Raw genomic sequence first — 15,775 nt, forward strand, 5'->3', positions numbered from 1 at the left:
CCCGAAAGGATTAGAACCTGTGCCCCGGAAACTCAAGAAGCAGAACGCAGGCGCGGCCGTTCCCGCTGAAGCCAGAGCAGCATCAGCACCAGCGGGCCGACATTGGCCTCGCCGCTTTCGACAAGCGCCATCGCCTGATCGAAACCCAGCACATGGGTGCGGATATCCTCGTTCTCGGTCTCCAGCCCACCCCGGCCCCGAGTCATCTCGGGCAGGTCGGCCAGGCCGAGATAACAGTGGTAGAACTCGGTCGAACAGCCGGGCGAGCAGTAGTGGCTGGTCATGTGCTCCAATCCGTGAAGCGTAAGCCCCGCCTCCTCCCACGCCTCGCGGTGGGCGGTGGTTTCGGGTGTCTCGCCGGCATCGACGCGGCCCGCCACCGGCTCCAGCACGAAGGGACGCGGGTCACCCCGGCCAAAGGGCCCCATGCGGAACTGTTCGACCAGCAGAAGCCGGTCGCGCACCGGGTCGTAGGGCAGCACGATCGCCGCGTCGGTCGCTACGAACACCTCGCGCCGCAGGACCGGGCTTTCATGCCCGTCGAAGGCGGGGTGCCGAAGCTCGTAGGTATGTGTCAGGAAGAACCCGGCATGGGTGGCCTCGCGACCGGTGACGTCGACCTGCGACGCCGGCGTGCCGCTGCGCAGGGTCGCGGGCGGGGCGTTTGCCGCGCTCACGCGCGAGGCGGCGCGGGCGAGCAGCATCTGCAGATGCGCCGCCACGTCCCGCGCCGGCTTGCGGCCGAAATAACCCGCGATCTCGGCGGCCGCGGCCAGGGCGATGCCCCCCCAGCGCCCGGCCCAGGCGGCCTCGTCCCAAGGCGCTCCGGCCTTGGCCTCTCCGTCGCCGAGAAAGGCGATGGCGGCCCGCGCCTCGCCGTCCACCTCGATATGCTTGGGCACCGGCGTACAGCCCAGCACCGCGGCCACATACTCGATCCGGTCGAAGAGCAGCCGGTCCGGCAGGTCGACCAGCACGCCATCGGCCGCGCCGTCCTCGGCGGGGACAAGCATCGGAAAACAGGTATCACCGCCGACGTCGAGCGCCGCACCGGTCAGCCGCGCCGCGCGGGGCCGCCCGTCAAGCGGCTTGCCCGCCACGATCTCCAGCAGTGGCGGCCACGCCAGCGGCCCGGTGACGAAAACCTCCTGCATGGGCTCAGCGCAACCTGCGGGTAAGAAACTCGGCGATCAGGCCGATCCCCATCGCGCCCAGCACGAGGAACCAGATCAGCGGCCAGTAATAGATGTTCTGCGCATACTCGAAGGCGATCTCGAACATGCCCTGGATCGCCTCGACGGGCCCGTCATACCGCAGGTCGAGCGAGCGCTGGATCATGTCGTAGAAGGACAGCAGCAGGAATTCCCAGAACAGGTAGGCGCCCAGACCGGTCAGCCCGGCGCCCAGCGCCGCCATGTAGCCCCGCCCGATCCGCCGGCCCATGACCCACCAGCCCACCAGCAGCCCGAGAAGCGCCGTGAACAGGCTGAAATGGCCGAAGCTTTCCTCGATGGGCCAGATCGCCTTGACGGTCTGCGTGGCCTGCCAGCCCAGCGCCGCCAGCCCGAAGGCAGAAATCAGCTTGCCGACGGTGGGCATCCGGTCTGTTGGGCGCATGTGTTATCCGGGCCTTGCGATGGTGATCTGCGTCACGTCGCAGTTTCCCCCACGGAACGCCCCGGCACAAGAGGTCAGGTAGAAATTCCACATCCGGCGGAAGCGGTCGTCGAAACCCATGCGCGCGACCTCCTCCCACTTCTCGTTGAAGGTGTCGTGCCAGCGGCGAAGGGTCTGGCTGTAGCTTTCCCCGAACTCGATCGAGCGCAGCACCTGGAGGCCTGCCCGTTCCACCTCGGCCCGCAGTACCGAGGGGCTGGGAAGCATGCCGCCGGGGAAGATGTATTTCTGGATGAAGTCGACCGTGTTGCGATAGGCCTCGAAGCGGTGGTCTTCGACGGTGATGACCTGCAGCGTCGCCCGCCCGCCGGGGTTCAGCCGGTCGCGCACCGTGCCGAAATAGGTGGGCCAGTACTGCTCGCCCACCGCCTCGAACATCTCGATACTGGCGATCCCGTCATAGGAGCCGCGCTCGTCGCGGTAATCCTGCAGCTTGAAGGTCACCTGCTCCTGCAGGCCGGCCCGGGCGATCCGCTCCTGCGCGAAAGCGAACTGCTCCCGGCTGATGGTGAGGCCGGTCACCCTGAGCCCCCGCTCCTTCGCGGCATATTCGGCGAACCCGCCCCAGCCACAGCCGATCTCAAGCACATGGTCGCCGGGCTTCGCGCCCAGCTGATCCACCATGCTGGCATATTTCTGCGTCTGGGCGGCTTCCAAGCTCTCCTGCCCCGTCCGGAACAGCGCGCTGGAATAAGTCATCGTGTCGTCGAGCCACAGGCGGTAGAACTCGTTGCCGAGGTCGTAATGGTGGCTGATGTTCCGCTTGGCCTGCGACCGCGAATTCCGCTTGAGCCAGTGGCGCAGCCGTTCGTACATCCGCACCAGCCCCATGCCGGGAAAACCGTCATAGACGTCCCAGTTGTCCTCGTGCACGAAATCCATCAGCGCCTGCAGGTCCGGCGTGCTCCACCAGCCTTCGAGATAAGCATCGCAGAAGCCGAGGTCGCCCTCGCGGATGAGCCGCGCGAAACAGTCGGGGTTGTGGATGTCGAGTTCCGCCACGGGCCCGGGCGTCCTGCCCTCCACGCGAAAGCACCGCCCGTCTGGCAGCACGAAGTCGAGCCGCCCGCAGTTGATCTTCTGCACCGTCTCGAAGGCCTGCGCGAAATAGCGCGGCAGGTCCCTCTGGCCGGTCGTATCGGTCAGGATCATCCGGTTCCCCCAAGTTTGCACCCCGAGGCTAGGCCGCTGTTGCGGCCGGCAGCAAGGGGTTTTGCCAATGTTTTCAAAAGTCCCGCGCCTCGTAGGCCTCCAGCGCCTTCTTTCTGCCCTCTTTCATGCCCACCACCGGCTCCTCCGGATAGGCATCGTCGGGCGACAGGTTCCAGCTTCGCGGGATGGCGTCGAAATAGGATAGCGCCGTCTTGGTGGGCCGCGATTGCCCCTCGGCGATCCAGCGGCGGCGATAGGTGCCGTCGCGGTCGAACTTCTCGGCCTGCGTCTCGGGGTTGAACACGCGGAAATAGGGTGCCGCATCCGGGCCGCTTCCGGCCGTCCACTGCCAGCCCAGCGCGTTCGACGCCGGGTCCCAGTCGGTCAGGCACTCCTCGAACCAGCGCTTGCCGATGTCCCAATGGGTCATCATGTGCTTGGTCAGGTAGCTCGCCACGATCATCCGGGCGCGGTTGTGCATCTTGCCGGTCACGTACATCTCGCGCATGGCGGCATCGACGAAGGGCACACCGGTGCGCCCCTGCTTCCAGCGCAGCACGCTCTTGCGGTCTTCCTTCTCCTCCCACGGGAAGCGATCCCACCCTTCGCGCCAGTTGCGTTCGGTGATCCGCGGCGTGTGGTACATGAGGTGATAGGCGAACTCGCGCCAGACCAGCTCCTTCACCCATGTCTCTGCCCCCTCGGCGCCCTGCTTCACGGCCCGCCAGCCGGCGTGCCAGCACTGGCGGGGGGAAATCTCGCCATAGGTCAGGTTCTCCGACATGCCGGAACAGCCTTCCTCGGCCACCATGTTGCGGCCCGTCTTGTAATCGCCGATGGCATGGCCCGCGAACCAGCCCAGCCGGCCCTGTGCCGCCTCCTCGCCCACGCGCTGGTGCGGCAGGCACACGGCGGCACCCCGGTTCATCGCGGCGCCAAGCGTCCAGTCGTCCAGCTTATCCGACTTGGGCCATTTTTCCGGCGCAGGTATCTTCGACGGCGTCGGCAGCGCCTCGGGCACCTCGCGATCCTTCACCGCGCGCCACATCGGCGAATAGACCTTGTAGTAGCTTCCCTCCCCTGTCTCGACTGTCCACGGCTCGAACAGCACATGCCCCTCGAAGCTTTCGGCCTCGACGCCGTCATCCTTGAGCAGCGATTTCACGTCCGAATCCCGCTCGATCGCCTCTGGATCGTAAAGCCTTGACCAGTAGACGGCCACTGCCCCGGTCTCCTTCACCAGATCCCGCAGAACCTCCCTTGCGGGCCCGGCGCGAAAGATCAGCCGGCTGCCCTTGTCCTTCAGCCGCTGCGCCAGGTCCTCCAGCGACAGGCCCAGCCGCCAGCGCGGCGCGGCGCCCAGCCGGTCGATGCTGGCATCGCGGATGAAGATCGGGATGACCGGCCCGCCCCGCTTCACCGCCGCGGTCAGCGCCGGGTGGTCGCTCAGCCGCAGGTCACGCCGCAGCCACAGGATCGTCGGTCTGGTGTCGCTCATGCCCGCCTCTTGCCGTTGTACTCTTTACGCAAGAGGCGACGTAGCGGATCAGATCACGTCGTCCAGCGCGGTCAGCAACTGGTCGATCTCGGCCTTGGTGGTGTAATGCACGAAGCTCAGCCGCAGCACGCCCTTCTTCAGGTCCACCCCCATCGCCTGCAACGGGCGCGAGCCGTAGAAATCGCCGCCACCGGCCATGATGCCATGCTCGGCCAGCTTCGCCGCCGCCTCCGCCCCCGGCCCGGGCAGTTCCACCGCCACGGTCGGCGCCTTCGCCGCGGCCTCGCGCGGGCCGATCAGCCGGACGGAATTGCGGTCCGACAGGAAGTCGAGCACCGGCTGCAACAGTTCGGTTTCATGCGCCCGGAAAAGGTCATGCACCCCGCTGGTCCGCGCCGCCGCATCGCCGCCTAGCCCATGATGCCCGGCCAGGGCATCGTAGTAATCCGCCATCCCCGCGCTCGCGGCCACCTGTGCATGGTCCGGCCCCGCCGGCGTGAACCGCTTGTAAAGCGTGTCGGCGTTGAACCAGTGCGCCTGGTTGGGCAGCAGCCGCCCCAGCTCCTCGCGGATCACCATCACCCCCTGGTGCGGCCCGAAGGTCTTGTAGGCAGAGAAGAGGTAAATATCCGGGCGCATCTCGCCCACGTTCGGAAAGCCGTGCGGCGCGTAGCTGACCCCGTCGACACAGACGAAGGCGCCAGAGGCATGGGCGGCCGCGGTGATCTCGGCCACCGGGTTCACGGCGCCCACGATGTTCGAGCAATGCGGGAAACAGACCAGCCGCACCTTGTCGTCCAGCAGGGTCTCGAGGTCATCGAGCCGCAAAAGCCCGGTTTCCCGGTCGATCCGCCACTCCCGCACCTCGATCCCCGCATCGGCCAGCCGGCGCCAGGGGCCGGAATTGGCCTCGTGATCCTGGTCGGTCACCACGATCGCGTCGCCCTCGTTCAGCCATTCGCGGAAGGCCTGTGCCAGCACGTAGGTGTTCTGCGTGGTCGAAGGCCCGAAGCTCAGCTCCTGCGTCTCGACCCCCAGCATCGCGGCCAGCCGGGTGCGGGCCTCGTCCATTTCCTCGCCCGCAAGGCGGCTGGCCTCGTAGGGCGCATAGGGCTGCACCTTGCGCTGGCGGTAATAACGCTCCAGCCGGTCGATCACCGGCCCGCAGGTATAGGAGCCCCCGGCATTCTCGAAAAACGCCTGTCCCTTCAGGCTTTCCTCGGTAAAGGCGGGAAACTGCGCCCGCACGAAATCGATATCCAGTGTCGTTGGCATGTCGCCCCCCATGTCGCCCAACTCACCGGCAAGAAACAACAAAGCCCCCCGGGCTGCAACACCCGGGAGGCTTCCTTGTCTGAAAACGTCGCGTGATCAGGTCAGGCGCGTTTCTCGCTCATCAGGCCCTTGGTGATGCCGATGCAGAGCACGATCAGGATGATGGTGAACGGCAGGCCGGTGGAGATCACCATCGCCTGCAGCGCCCCCAGTCCGCCGCCGACCAGCAGCGCGATCGCGACGAGACCCTCGAAGGTGCACCAGAACACCCGCTGGGGCACCGGCGCGTCGACCTTGCCGCCTGCCGTGATCGTGTCGATCACCAGCGAGCCCGAGTCCGACGACGTCACGAAGAACACGATCACGAGGATGACCCCGATGGTCGAGGTGATCGCCGTCAGCGGAAGGCTTTCAAGCATCGCGAAGAGCGAAAGCTCGGGCGCGTAGCTGTCGATCACGTTCGCCTTGACCGCCGACGCATCGGGGTTCGCGATCATGTCGTTGATCGCCGAGCCGCCGAAGACCGCCATCCAGAAGATGCAGACCAGCGACGGGATGATCAGCACGCAGGTGATGAACTCCCGCACGGTGCGGCCGCGGCTGACGCGGGCGATGAACATGCCCACGAACGGTGACCAGGAAATCCACCAGGCCCAGTAGAACGCCGTCCAGCCCTGCATGTAGCCGGTATCTTCACGCCCATGCGGGTTCGACAGCGGTATGACCTCCTGCACGTATGCGCCCAGCGTCGAGATGAAGTCGGTGAAGATCCCGACCGCCCCTGCGGTGAACAGCACGAAGAGCAGCAGAACCATGGCGACGACCATGTTGATCTCCGACAGCACTTTCACGCCACCGTCGAGCCCGCGCAGCACCGAGACCAGCGCCACCGCGGTGATCCCGCAGATCAGCAGCACCTGGACGGTCATGTTGTTGGGCACGCCGTAGACGTAGTTGATGCCGGCATTGGCCTGTTGCGCGCCGATCCCGAGCGAGGTGGCCAGGCCGAACAGCGTGGCGAACACCGCCAGCGTATCGATGATATGGCCGGTCCAGCCCCAGACCCGTTCGCCGAAAATCGGGTAGAAGGCCGAGCGGATCGAAAGCGGCAGACCCTTGTTGTAGGAAAACAGCGCCAGCGCGAGTGCCACCACGGCGTAGATCGCCCAGGGGTGAAGCGCCCAGTGGAACGAGGTCGCGGCAAGCGCCATCCGCCGGGCCTCTGCCACGTTCTCCTGGATCAGCGCACCGTTGTCGTCGAACGGCCGGACCGTGCCAAGCGGGGCATCCCCCCAGGGTGTGCCGAAGTAATAGGCCGGTTCCAGCACGCCGAAGAACATCAGGCCGATGCCCATGCCGGCCGCGAACAGCATCGCGAACCAACCCGGATAGCCGTAGTCCGGCGTCGCCTCGGTTCCGCCCAGCTTGACCGAGCCCCACGGGCTGACGATGAGGAACAGGCAGAAGACGACGAAGATGTTGGCGCCCCAGAGGAAGAACCAGTCGAAGGTCTGGGTCAGGTATTTCCGCAGGCCGAGCGCACAGAAGTTCCCGGCTTCGCATCCCTCGACATCTTCCGGGTTCACGCCGTTGAAAAGCGCGTTCGCCGTGTCGGCCGCGAACAGCGCAAATGCGACGAAGGCAATGATCACGAGGCCCGAGATCACGAAAACCGGGTTGTGGATGTCGAGGCCGAACGGCCCCACCTTCGTCTGGATGTTGTCCTGTCCGATCTCGTAATCGGTCTGAATGAGATCGGCCGAGCCTTCCGGCGCCGGTATCCCCTGATCTACTGATTCATCGGCCATGCAAGGCTCCCTGTTGTGTGTTGTTCCGTCCTGTCCCGTCCGTACGAAGCCTAGCTCCGCACCACCATCACGCTGCAATCGACATGCTCGGCCACGCTGCCGCCGTTCGACGGCCAGATGATGTCGAGCACGCTGGGCACGTGGCTGGCCATGATCACAAGGTCGGCGCCGGTGTCCTTGGCGGCCTTGATGATCGCGTCGTCCACGTCCGTCGAGGGGTCGTGGCAGACCTGTGTCTTCGAGGAAACCTTGATGCCGTTCTCGCTGCCCTGCGCCTCGGCGAAGGCCTTGAGCTTGGCGTCGAATTCCTCGGGGTTGTGGGCGGTCGAACTCGGTGCGGCGGCGGTGACGCCGACATAGACGACTTCCGCGCCGTAGTGCTTGGCCAGGTCGGCCGCGCAGGCCAGCGCTTTCTGAAGATCGCCCTTATGCGCCAGGTCGACCGGCGTCATGATCTTGTTGAACACGAATTCCCTCCTGATTGGACACTTGGGAACCGGCGGGCAGTCCGCCGCGGCGCCAAGGTGCCTCGTTTTGCCCGTTTTTTCAGCATCGGCGTGAAAATGCCCACGCTTGGGGGGCAAGGCTAACCCGATTCCGAGGCATTTTACAAATGCCGGCGACGGTTTTTGTACGTTACGCGACACGAAGCGGTTGCAACCGGGGGGTGAAATGCCTTCGGTTCAAGGAAATCCGCGCCGGACGGATTTCTCGGATTCGCGCCATCTCGCCCCTTTCAAAAGGCCGCGCAACCGCCTATGTTCATGATGTTCCTTCGGGAACTATGGGCATAAACGCGCTCGTAATAAGCGGATCGGACCCGGGGGCGGTACCCGGCGGCTCCACCAAATACCTTTCGTTGGAGGGATCTGGGGCCGAAACAGGATCGACGAACGTGTAAAGGAGTGGCTTTGTCCCGGTGAGGTACCACCGTTATCGGTCCGAACAAGCATAATTGCCAACGACAATAATGCTCCGGTTGCAGTTGCCGCGTAAGCGGTAACAAGACCGAAATTGAAGCCCTTGCCTCTAGCAAGGTAAGGCGGGGTTCGCAGGCACCTGGCAACAGAAGCCTGCACTCTATTTTCCGAGTGTTAAGCGCCTGTATTCCCATCATTTCTGCTTTCCATTTTTCAGCGGTTTTACAATTTCGTCTGCGTTTCGTTCCTGCAGCTCCCTCAAAACAGCCTGCCCGCTGGCCTTCCTGTCAGCATGTCGGCAGTAGTGCTCGACCATCTCCACGGACATTCCCACCATGTCGGAAATCTGCAGCGCGGAGTAACCTGCACCCCTCAGCCGTATGACCGCGTTTGCCCGCAGGCCATGCGGAACTGCGCCGTCCAGGATCGCGTGTTTCCGGCGTTCCCGATCAAAGGCCTTCCACATTTGATTCGGACTGAACGGCTTGCCGGTGCTCTTCCCTTCTTCCTGCAACAGGTACGGACCGGGGCGGCGCTCCCATGTCGCCATCTCTGCCTCGAGCTCAGGAAAAATCGGGCACCATGGTCTCACGCCGGTCTTCTTCTGCGGCAGGCTGAAACCGCCCTCATCCTCGTCGTTGGGATTTAGGCGCACCACGTCGCTTATCCGCTGACCGGTGTAGCGGCTCAGGAAGTAGAAACGCCGTAGCATGCCCGTAAAGGTCTGCTCCGCAAACGCCAGTTGCTCGGGCGACCAGGGCCGGTGCCCCTCCCCCTTCGCGAAACGCTCGACGCCCTTTGTCGGATCGTGCTGCAAGAGCTCAACCGGACCATTGGCCCAGGTCACCATCGCCTTGAGCGCGTCCAGAACATTGTTCGCCGCGCCGGGTTTCTCGGCGCCGATCTTGCGAATGAGCGCATCGACATGACGCGGTCGAAGCTCCCTCGCCGGCAGGTCGCCCCAAGCCTTGCGTGCAGGCTTGAGGTTGCGCCTGTACTGGTCCTGTGTCCCTTTGCTCATCTTGCGCTGGCGAGTTGCCCAGGACAGCTCGAAAGCGTCTATGAGAGCGCCCACCGTGTCGGTTGGCGTCGGTCCGAATGTGCCTTGCGCCTGTCTGACAGCGTTCCAGAATTCCGGGGTTTGAGGGTCGTCAGGAAGGCGGATGCGCTCGCCTGCATGGGGCGTTCCCCTGCCCTCCTGATAGTAGAAGTATTCTCGGCCGCGGGACAGCACACGATGGACATGGCGCGGCAGAGACACCTTAGACATTGCTCACTCCAGCCATGAACGGATCTTCTCCGCTGGATGCCTGAGAGCTCAGGGCGCTGGACACATCGGCCCAGCTCCATCGCACCGAGCCACCCACTCGAATTGGCTTCGGCAGAAGGCCGCGCTGCACGTAGGAGTCGACCGTGCTTTCGCTCATGTCGAGTTCTGCAGCCAGCGTGGCTTTCGACATGAACGAAGGCGGGCGATCCCCTACTATGGCGCGGCGGGCTGTCATCAGTCCTGCGGGCTCCCTTCTGTTCCGCGATCCATGATCGAGAGCGTACGCAGAGCCCATTTCGCAACCAGCGCGCCAAGCGGAAAAATCACGATGCTGCCCTGCTTCATATCACGCTCAGCAACTTCCCTCAGCGTGCTATGAGACAAAAACCCATCGGTATCGTCATATTCTCGAACTGAGCTGTGATCACCTACGGAAGTCCTCACCCTAATCAGGCCGGTCCTCGTTGAAAAAGCGACTTCGTCCAAAAACCTCAGTTCGGTGTCTTCCTTCAGATCCATGATCCAGTTGATGCGGCCTGAAACCAATTCAGCGGCCTTTTTAGGGCCGAAGTGCCAGGCAAATTCCGTCATCATCCCAGCCGCGATTACGCCAGAGCCGGTATACATGAGGCGGCCATTTTTCTCCCAACCACCTCCCCACAGGACACCGTCTTTTCTCCAAGTGTTCAACGATGTCTGCTTTTCGTTGATCGCCTCAGCGACAACTGGCTGAGGATACTTGTAGGACTGATCGTCATCGAGGAAGTCCCTCACCCATTTCTTTACTTCCGGTGTCATCACATTCTCCAAATATGGATTTCCATATACCGAAATAAATATGGAAATCCATATTGTGTCAACCCTGTTGCTGCTTACCCCTCCACTCGATGCCACCTAGTCCGCCAGCTTCTCCACAAATCTCTCGAGATCGGACACGCGCCAAACGGTCGATCCATCCCATTGCACCGGCTTCGGTGCGTTCCCCTTGGTCACACGCGCGTAAAGCGTGCTGCGGCTGATACCGAGCATTCTGGCGGCTTCTGGGGCGCGAACGAGAAGGGGGCGGATACTGGTCATGATGCACCTCTGCGATCTTCGAGCTTCTCGAGTTCGTTTGCGATGGCCTCGGCGCGAAGACGCATGTCTTCAAAGATCGCCGGCATCGCGTTTTGCGCCAACTTGGCCAGCGGGTCATCATCCGCACCATGCCTCGCCTTTTCGAACAGCACCTCTCCCCCTCCGATCAGGCCGGCCAGGAAAACTGCATCAAGCTGCAGGTCGCTTATTGTCTTGGTCATGCTGCACCGCCTTTCATTTTCCAGCCGTCACCGGTGTGGCTGTAATCGGCATAAGGCTGGCCAGGCTTGTAGCCCGGCGGTAAGGCCACGGCGCCAACCCCGCCTTTGACGATGAAAGCTTGGTCGAAGGCTTTCATCCCCTCGGGCTTTGTCTTGTTGAGCAGGAAAATGATCTCCTTGGCGTAGTGAGCAATTTTCTCGTCGTCGTTCTTGGGCTCGACCTCGCCAACGGCCTCGTACAGCGCTTCCAACTGCTCTTTCCTCACCACCGAATAGCGGTCCGCGGCGCCGAGGTACGGTGTCGCGTTGGCCCGAAGGTCGTTGATCAGGTCTTTCAGGTGCGACGGCACCTCGATCGTCGCTTCGGTGACGGGTGCCTGGTGGGCCAGTGCAGCTGCGGGGATTGCTGCGGTTGCAGCGGTGAGAGATGCGGACTTGATAAATCCGCGACGTGTGGTAACGTCCATGACTGAACCTTTCGTATCATGGTTAGTTTCAGGTAAGGCCGGTTGGAGTGGCTTCTCCGCCGGCCTTCACTTTTGGTAAGGGATCAGCCCCCGGTGTGTTCTCTGATGAAGTCGTGAACAAACGCCTCCGCCGATTTCGGGAAATAGCTAAAACCGACTGAGCGCATCATTTCAGACCACGACTCCGGGATTTCGAGACTATCCTCCTCGAATAGCTCTCTTGCGCATTCCATCACCTCTGGCGGAACCTCCAACGCAGATACGGCCAAGTTTGTGTGCATCTGAGCTGCTTCAATATTGCGTTGATCGTCCGGATGGTCCTCGGCCTTCTCGCGCCGCCATTCGGCCTGTCGAATGAACTCGTCGTGCAGATCGTTTCGGTCCATGTTCCGATACTCCGTCTACTATTGTCTATTTAGATATTTTTGAGCTATAAGTATCATCAGTAGCTCAGTCAAGCTAAAAGGCTCAAAATGGTCCGAATAGACTACATCGATGGAAGAGTAATTGCCGCCGCTCGTGCATTGACCGGCATGTCACAGAAGAGCTTGGCTGATGCCGCGAATATTTCCGTTTCTACGTTGAAGCGAATGGAGAGCACTGGCGCTCTTGGCTTTCCTGGGAATCTTCCAAACAACGTCAACGCCGTGCTTTCGGTTTTAGAAAAGGCCGGCATTGAGTTCATAGAGGAAAATGGCAACGGGCAAGGTTTAAGACTGAGGAAATAGAATGAAACCTGAGACAAGAACAGTAGTTGCTGCTATTGGAGCAGCGATACTAAATCAGCAAAAAGTCACTTCGATATACAGTCACTCGGAGCGTGGATACGTCAGCATTGATGCCGAGTTGATCGACAATAGGGTTAAAGCCTACGATCATTCACGGGGCTGCTTTATCGAGGGTGATCTACCCTCGAGCGTCTATCACTACGGAGATGGTAGCTATTTGGAGTTCAAATTGATCGATCAGAAGATCGACGGCTACGACTATGAAACCGGATCATTCTTTGAGATTAAGGTCCAAGGGAAAAATGTAGAGGTCTATGACTTTGGCGATGGAGGGTATCACAGCTACTCTGTATAGCCGTGAAACTAGCCGCTCACCCCACCGCCAGATCGAACAGCTTCGGCGTGATCGCCTGATCTGATCGCGGCGGCAGGGCCTTCGCGCCCTCCGGCACCCGCCCTCTGTCATAGGTGTGCTGCATCCAGATACGGTCCATCTCGACCAGGATCGCCACGTGGCGGGGTTCCAGCGGCAGGCGCATCAGCCGCATCCAGCATTCGATCTCTGAGGGCTGTATCGGGTTCGGCCCCGCCTGCCCTATGGTCCGGGTCCGCGACAGGCTGGTGAAGACGCTCCAGAGTACCGAACTCCCCTCCGGCAGGCGCAGAGGTTCCCCGTCAAGGTGCGCTTCCAAGGCGCGTGTGAGCTGTTTGCGCAGGCGTTCGGTCATGTCGCAAATCCGAGGATCTTGGTGGTGGTGCCCGGCGCGCTGGCCGGAATGTCGGTCGCCTCGAGCTCCTCGAGCGCCTCGGTGATCGCCGTGGTGGTGGTCCGCTGCACCCAATAGGTGCCGGCAATGGACGGCAGGGCCGAGGCGGCGACGGTCTTGCCGTTGATGCCAAAGACCCCGCCTTCATAGTCAGCGACGAAGTAAGGCGCACGGCACACGCCAGCAGGGATATAATCCGCGAACCAAGGCTTTCCGGGGATCAGCATCATCTTTGCTGACAGGCTGACATACTGCTCGCCCGACGCATTGGCCTGATAAGGCGGGCTGCCCTTCAGTATCTTGAACCAGACCGGCTCCTGGGTCAGAGGGTCGCGGAAGATAAACCGATTGATCCCATGATTGAGGTCCGTCTTGTACCACTCCTTGAAGATCGCGTACTGCTCCCGGGTCAGCACCCGAAAGGAAACGTCGAACACCTCCGGCACGCCCGTTGTCAGCGGCCTTTCCATCGGCGCGCCTATGTCACCTTGGAACGATGCCCGGTTGTCCATGAACCCGCCGGAGTAGCTGGTGAGTGGTTTCTGGGGGAGTGATGTAGGCCAGTATGCTAGGCTCATCTTGCGACCTTTCTCGATTTTGCGCCGTATCGGCTGCCAAAGGAACTGTCCATCTCGCCGCGCGAGACCGCGGAATTGACCTCGGCAATCAGGATTTCGCGTCCATCCGGGCCACGCTCTCGGCGCTGCTCCACCGAAGTATCCGTGCCCCGGTTATTGACCACCCGGAACTCGATGGAAGGGCCGTCGCCCGAACCCTGAGCCCCGTTCGGAATGACTCGTTCCCCGCGTTCCAGGATGGCAGGAACCTCGTTCGCCCTCAGGCCGGCGCCCATTGTTCCATTGTGGTATCGAGGCGCACCGGCGAACACCGAAGGTGAAACTGTGCGTCGGTGACCACCATGACCGACAATTCCACCCTCGTGGTGGATCGCTGCCGCGATGCCCCCGCCCCCACCGCCTCTTGCGCCACCGAACAGACTGCCACCAAACGAGCCGAACAGATTACCAAAGAGGCCGCTGAGAGCCGCTTCCAGCGCAAGGTCTGCGAGCCTTGCGATCAGTCGACTGATGGCTTCCTCGGCGCTTGCCGCGCCGGTGATGAAGTCCGCGAAGGCACTCTGGGCCGCGTCCCGGAATTCCTCCTGCATGTCCTCGGCCTCTTGCATCCGGTCCCTGATGGCATCAACGCCATTCGCGGCATCCACATATTCCGCGGCGAGGGCCTCGATCTGGGCAACCAACTCCGGCGTGATCTCGATCCCGGCCAATTGGGCTTCGTGCAGCAGCTCCGCCTTCTTCGCGGCATAGTCCATCGCATCACCCACGTTGCGCCCGCTCTCGGCCACGGACGCCAGGGCTAGGGCCTCCTGCTCCAATGCTGCTATATCCGCACGTGTCTCCTGAATCTCCTTCTGGAAATCGTCGAGGGTCTGCGAGCCGCCGCCGGTAGTCGCACCGGGAACCCCGAAGCTGGCATCCACACTCGGCAGCCGCGGGCGCAGCGAGGTCTTCGGCGCGTAGGGGTTCGGCGGCCTGTTGTTCGGACGGCCGTTGCGAGGGCCGTATTCGACGCCGGTTTCGGTGTCGCCCTCGGGCAGGTTTGCGCGAAGCGCCGCGGCGTTCTGGGCGGCCGTCCGGAGGGCCTCGGCAATCCCGCCAATAGCTCCGATCACGTTGCCGAAACGCTGGGCATCCACGTCGCTCAGGCCCTGCACGAGTTCTTCGGATTCCTCCACCAGGTCGGCCACCGCGCCCTCGAAGTCGCCGGCGCTCGTGGCCCCGTTCTGGAAGGCGCGCATTTCCGCATCGATCTCTTGCAGAATCGCGGCCAGCTCGTGCGCCTCGTCGATATCGGCCACGTCCATCAGACGGATACCATCCGGCCCGGTGGCCCTGTTGATGGCCCGGTACAGCTCTTCGTAGGTGTCCACGAGGTCTTCGACGCCGGCCTTCTGATCTTCGGTCAGTGCGGCCGCATCCTTCAGGGCGCGGTAATTGGCCTCGCCCATCATCGCGATAGCGCGCTCGGCCGATCCGAATATGTCGTCGACGTCGAAGCTGAAGGCTTCTTCCAGCGCGCCCGCGAGGTTCACCACGACGGTCTTCGAGAGTGTTGCCACCCGCGCCTGAACTTCGGCGAACTTGCGATCCAGCTCGGCGGCGCGTTCCACCGCCTCTTCATCGATCACGATGCCCAGTTCGTTAGCTCTCGCCGTGAGCTGGCGGATACCCCGTTCGCCCTGGTCGAGCAGCTCCACGAACCGCTCGCCCGCCGTACCGCCGAACACCTCGTCGGCCACGCGGATTTGCGCGGCACTGTCGAGATCCTCCATCCGCCCGATGATATCGGCGAAGAGTTCCTCCGGCTCCTCCAGGCGGCGCTTCAGGTCGCTGGCGCCGTAACCCAGGCGTCGGAACGCCTCGGCCGCCGGTCCCTGGCCGGTGACGATGAATTCATCGGCGCGTAGTTGCAGCTCCTTCAGCCCGTCGATCAGGGCGTCCACCTCGATCCGATTTTGCTCGCCGACAAATTTCAATTCCTGAAAGGCCGTGATGCTCATCCCGGATCGCTCGGCTTGTCGGCCGAGTTCGGCCAAGCTGCGAACCGCATCGGTGGAAGCTTTCGTGATCGCGGCCATGCCGGCAGCGATAGCCGTCGCCGCAAACGCCTTGCCGAACGATCCGATGCGCGTCGATGTGGAGGCCAGAGCCTGGTTGATCCGGTTTGTGGAGGTGAGCATGTCACGCTCCATCGCGTTGGTCGTGACCTTCGACCCGCGGCGCAGGGCATTGTAGGAATTCGTGCCCCGCTTCTCGGCCTTGAGCATGTTCTTCTCGAAATCCCGGATGCGGGCTTCGAGGGCAACGATTAGGCGCTCTTCGTCCATACCAATC

The 15,775-nt window shown here is 62.6% G+C and carries 19 protein-coding genes and 1 other RNA gene; 3 read left to right on the plus strand and 17 right to left on the minus strand.

Annotated elements, in window-relative coordinates; translation table 11 throughout:
- Positions 1-32 precede the first annotated feature (32 nt).
- From QUV18_RS14395 to QUV18_RS14425, 7 genes are all read right to left on the minus strand, one after another.
- On the minus strand, positions 33-1,154 hold the full coding sequence (locus QUV18_RS14395) for an NUDIX domain-containing protein (RefSeq protein ID WP_300894684.1): 1,122 nt from the start codon (positions 1,152-1,154) through the stop codon (positions 33-35).
- 4 nt (positions 1,155-1,158) lie between these two features.
- Positions 1,159-1,617 carry a TrgA family protein gene (locus QUV18_RS14400; protein WP_300894685.1) on the minus strand — a complete coding sequence of 153 codons (459 nt, stop codon included), beginning with the start codon at positions 1,615-1,617 and terminating at the stop codon, positions 1,159-1,161.
- A gap of 3 nt (positions 1,618-1,620) precedes the next feature.
- Positions 1,621-2,829, minus strand: coding sequence for a cyclopropane-fatty-acyl-phospholipid synthase family protein (locus tag QUV18_RS14405; protein ID WP_300894686.1), 1,209 nt, complete (start codon positions 2,827-2,829; stop codon positions 1,621-1,623).
- A 73-nt stretch (positions 2,830-2,902) separates the two neighbouring features.
- The gene (locus QUV18_RS14410; protein ID WP_300894687.1) at positions 2,903-4,327 is read right to left on the minus strand and encodes a deoxyribodipyrimidine photo-lyase; all 1,425 of its coding nucleotides are present in this window, start codon (positions 4,325-4,327) and stop codon (positions 2,903-2,905) included.
- 48 nt (positions 4,328-4,375) lie between these two features.
- The gene (locus QUV18_RS14415; protein WP_300894688.1) at positions 4,376-5,602 is read right to left on the minus strand and encodes an aminotransferase class V-fold PLP-dependent enzyme; all 1,227 of its coding nucleotides are present in this window, start codon (positions 5,600-5,602) and stop codon (positions 4,376-4,378) included.
- Positions 5,603-5,703: 101 nt separating this feature from the next.
- Entirely contained in the window at positions 5,704-7,410 is a 1,707-nt protein-coding gene (locus QUV18_RS14420; protein ID WP_300894689.1) for a BCCT family transporter, read from the minus strand.
- 50 nt (positions 7,411-7,460) lie between these two features.
- Positions 7,461-7,877 carry a universal stress protein gene (locus QUV18_RS14425; protein ID WP_300894690.1) on the minus strand — a complete coding sequence of 139 codons (417 nt, stop codon included), beginning with the start codon at positions 7,875-7,877 and terminating at the stop codon, positions 7,461-7,463.
- Positions 7,878-8,140: 263 nt separating this feature from the next.
- On the opposite strand from QUV18_RS14425, the gene ssrA reads away from it, so the two are divergent.
- Positions 8,141-8,490, plus strand: a transfer-messenger RNA (tmRNA) gene (gene ssrA, locus QUV18_RS14430).
- Positions 8,491-8,523: 33 nt separating this feature from the next.
- Here the strand turns inward: ssrA and QUV18_RS14435 are convergent.
- The 7 genes from QUV18_RS14435 to QUV18_RS14460 form a co-directional block, all read right to left on the minus strand.
- Positions 8,524-9,600 carry an integrase gene (locus tag QUV18_RS14435; RefSeq protein ID WP_300894691.1) on the minus strand — a complete coding sequence of 359 codons (1,077 nt, stop codon included), beginning with the start codon at positions 9,598-9,600 and terminating at the stop codon, positions 8,524-8,526.
- A complete protein-coding gene (locus QUV18_RS14440; protein WP_300894693.1) occupies positions 9,593-9,790 on the minus strand; it encodes a transcriptional regulator in 198 nt (65 codons plus the stop codon). Before QUV18_RS14440 ends, QUV18_RS14435 begins: the two co-directional genes overlap by 8 nt.
- A gap of 44 nt (positions 9,791-9,834) precedes the next feature.
- Positions 9,835-10,398 carry a hypothetical protein gene (locus QUV18_RS14445; RefSeq protein WP_300894694.1) on the minus strand — a complete coding sequence of 188 codons (564 nt, stop codon included), beginning with the start codon at positions 10,396-10,398 and terminating at the stop codon, positions 9,835-9,837.
- 96 nt (positions 10,399-10,494) lie between these two features.
- On the minus strand, positions 10,495-10,677 hold the full coding sequence (locus tag QUV18_RS23590) for a helix-turn-helix domain-containing protein (RefSeq protein ID WP_366914662.1): 183 nt from the start codon (positions 10,675-10,677) through the stop codon (positions 10,495-10,497).
- Positions 10,674-10,898 carry a hypothetical protein gene (locus tag QUV18_RS14450; protein WP_300894695.1) on the minus strand — a complete coding sequence of 75 codons (225 nt, stop codon included), beginning with the start codon at positions 10,896-10,898 and terminating at the stop codon, positions 10,674-10,676. The genes QUV18_RS23590 and QUV18_RS14450 overlap by 4 nt, the downstream gene beginning before the upstream one ends.
- Positions 10,895-11,365, minus strand: coding sequence for a twin-arginine translocation signal domain-containing protein (locus QUV18_RS14455; RefSeq protein WP_300894696.1), 471 nt, complete (start codon positions 11,363-11,365; stop codon positions 10,895-10,897). Before QUV18_RS14455 ends, QUV18_RS14450 begins: the two co-directional genes overlap by 4 nt.
- An 83-nt stretch (positions 11,366-11,448) precedes the next feature.
- Positions 11,449-11,751: a hypothetical protein gene (locus QUV18_RS14460; protein ID WP_300894698.1), complete on the minus strand. Its 303-nt coding sequence runs from the start codon at positions 11,749-11,751 to the stop codon at positions 11,449-11,451.
- 87 nt (positions 11,752-11,838) lie between these two features.
- Between QUV18_RS14460 and QUV18_RS14465 the strand changes: the two genes are divergently transcribed.
- Both QUV18_RS14465 and QUV18_RS14470 read left to right on the plus strand, forming a co-directional pair.
- Complete coding sequence (locus QUV18_RS14465; protein WP_300894699.1) at positions 11,839-12,093, plus strand: helix-turn-helix domain-containing protein; 255 nt, start codon at positions 11,839-11,841, stop codon at positions 12,091-12,093.
- Between the two features lies 1 nt (position 12,094).
- The gene (locus QUV18_RS14470; protein ID WP_300894700.1) at positions 12,095-12,448 is read left to right on the plus strand and encodes a hypothetical protein; all 354 of its coding nucleotides are present in this window, start codon (positions 12,095-12,097) and stop codon (positions 12,446-12,448) included.
- Between the two features lie 16 nt (positions 12,449-12,464).
- Here the strand turns inward: QUV18_RS14470 and QUV18_RS14475 are convergent, their stop codons facing one another.
- From QUV18_RS14475 to QUV18_RS14485, 3 genes are read right to left on the minus strand one after another with little or no spacing between them, the layout of a single operon-like run.
- Complete coding sequence (locus QUV18_RS14475) at positions 12,465-12,821, minus strand: hypothetical protein (RefSeq protein ID WP_300894701.1); 357 nt, start codon at positions 12,819-12,821, stop codon at positions 12,465-12,467.
- Positions 12,818-13,438, minus strand: a complete 621-nt coding sequence (locus QUV18_RS14480) for a hypothetical protein (RefSeq protein ID WP_300894703.1) — start codon at positions 13,436-13,438, stop codon at positions 12,818-12,820. Before QUV18_RS14480 ends, QUV18_RS14475 begins: the two co-directional genes overlap by 4 nt.
- On the minus strand, positions 13,435-15,768 hold the full coding sequence (locus QUV18_RS14485) for a hypothetical protein (RefSeq protein ID WP_300894704.1): 2,334 nt from the start codon (positions 15,766-15,768) through the stop codon (positions 13,435-13,437). The genes QUV18_RS14480 and QUV18_RS14485 overlap by 4 nt, the downstream gene beginning before the upstream one ends.
- Positions 15,769-15,775 lie beyond the last annotated feature (7 nt).

The organism is Roseovarius sp. (genome assembly GCF_030373445.1).
GTDB lineage: Bacteria > Pseudomonadota > Alphaproteobacteria > Rhodobacterales > Rhodobacteraceae > Roseovarius.

Excerpts from the sequence above, each read along its gene's own strand:
- QUV18_RS14480 (WP_300894703.1), bottom strand. The coding sequence starts at position 13,438 with ATGAGCCTAGCATACTGGCCTACATCACTCCCCCAGAAACCACTCACC.
- QUV18_RS14440 (WP_300894693.1), bottom strand. The coding sequence starts at position 9,790 with ATGTCGAAAGCCACGCTGGCTGCAGAACTCGACATGAGCGAAAGCACG.
- QUV18_RS14435 (WP_300894691.1), bottom strand. The coding sequence starts at position 9,600 with ATGTCTAAGGTGTCTCTGCCGCGCCATGTCCATCGTGTGCTGTCCCGC.
- QUV18_RS14445 (WP_300894694.1), bottom strand. The coding sequence starts at position 10,398 with ATGACACCGGAAGTAAAGAAATGGGTGAGGGACTTCCTCGATGACGAT.
- QUV18_RS23590 (WP_366914662.1), bottom strand. The coding sequence starts at position 10,677 with ATGACCAGTATCCGCCCCCTTCTCGTTCGCGCCCCAGAAGCCGCCAGA.
- QUV18_RS14460 (WP_300894698.1), bottom strand. The coding sequence starts at position 11,751 with ATGGACCGAAACGATCTGCACGACGAGTTCATTCGACAGGCCGAATGG.
- QUV18_RS14405 (WP_300894686.1), bottom strand. The coding sequence starts at position 2,829 with ATGATCCTGACCGATACGACCGGCCAGAGGGACCTGCCGCGCTATTTC.
- QUV18_RS14415 (WP_300894688.1), bottom strand. The coding sequence starts at position 5,602 with ATGCCAACGACACTGGATATCGATTTCGTGCGGGCGCAGTTTCCCGCC.
- QUV18_RS14470 (WP_300894700.1), top strand. The coding sequence starts at position 12,095 with ATGAAACCTGAGACAAGAACAGTAGTTGCTGCTATTGGAGCAGCGATA.
- QUV18_RS14485 (WP_300894704.1), bottom strand. The coding sequence starts at position 15,768 with ATGGACGAAGAGCGCCTAATCGTTGCCCTCGAAGCCCGCATCCGGGAT.
- QUV18_RS14420 (WP_300894689.1), bottom strand. The coding sequence starts at position 7,410 with ATGGCCGATGAATCAGTAGATCAGGGGATACCGGCGCCGGAAGGCTCG.
- QUV18_RS14475 (WP_300894701.1), bottom strand. The coding sequence starts at position 12,821 with ATGACCGAACGCCTGCGCAAACAGCTCACACGCGCCTTGGAAGCGCAC.
- QUV18_RS14465 (WP_300894699.1), top strand. The coding sequence starts at position 11,839 with ATGGTCCGAATAGACTACATCGATGGAAGAGTAATTGCCGCCGCTCGT.
- QUV18_RS14455 (WP_300894696.1), bottom strand. The coding sequence starts at position 11,365 with ATGGACGTTACCACACGTCGCGGATTTATCAAGTCCGCATCTCTCACC.
- QUV18_RS14450 (WP_300894695.1), bottom strand. The coding sequence starts at position 10,898 with ATGACCAAGACAATAAGCGACCTGCAGCTTGATGCAGTTTTCCTGGCC.
- QUV18_RS14400 (WP_300894685.1), bottom strand. The coding sequence starts at position 1,617 with ATGCGCCCAACAGACCGGATGCCCACCGTCGGCAAGCTGATTTCTGCC.
- QUV18_RS14395 (WP_300894684.1), bottom strand. The coding sequence starts at position 1,154 with ATGCAGGAGGTTTTCGTCACCGGGCCGCTGGCGTGGCCGCCACTGCTG.
- QUV18_RS14410 (WP_300894687.1), bottom strand. The coding sequence starts at position 4,327 with ATGAGCGACACCAGACCGACGATCCTGTGGCTGCGGCGTGACCTGCGG.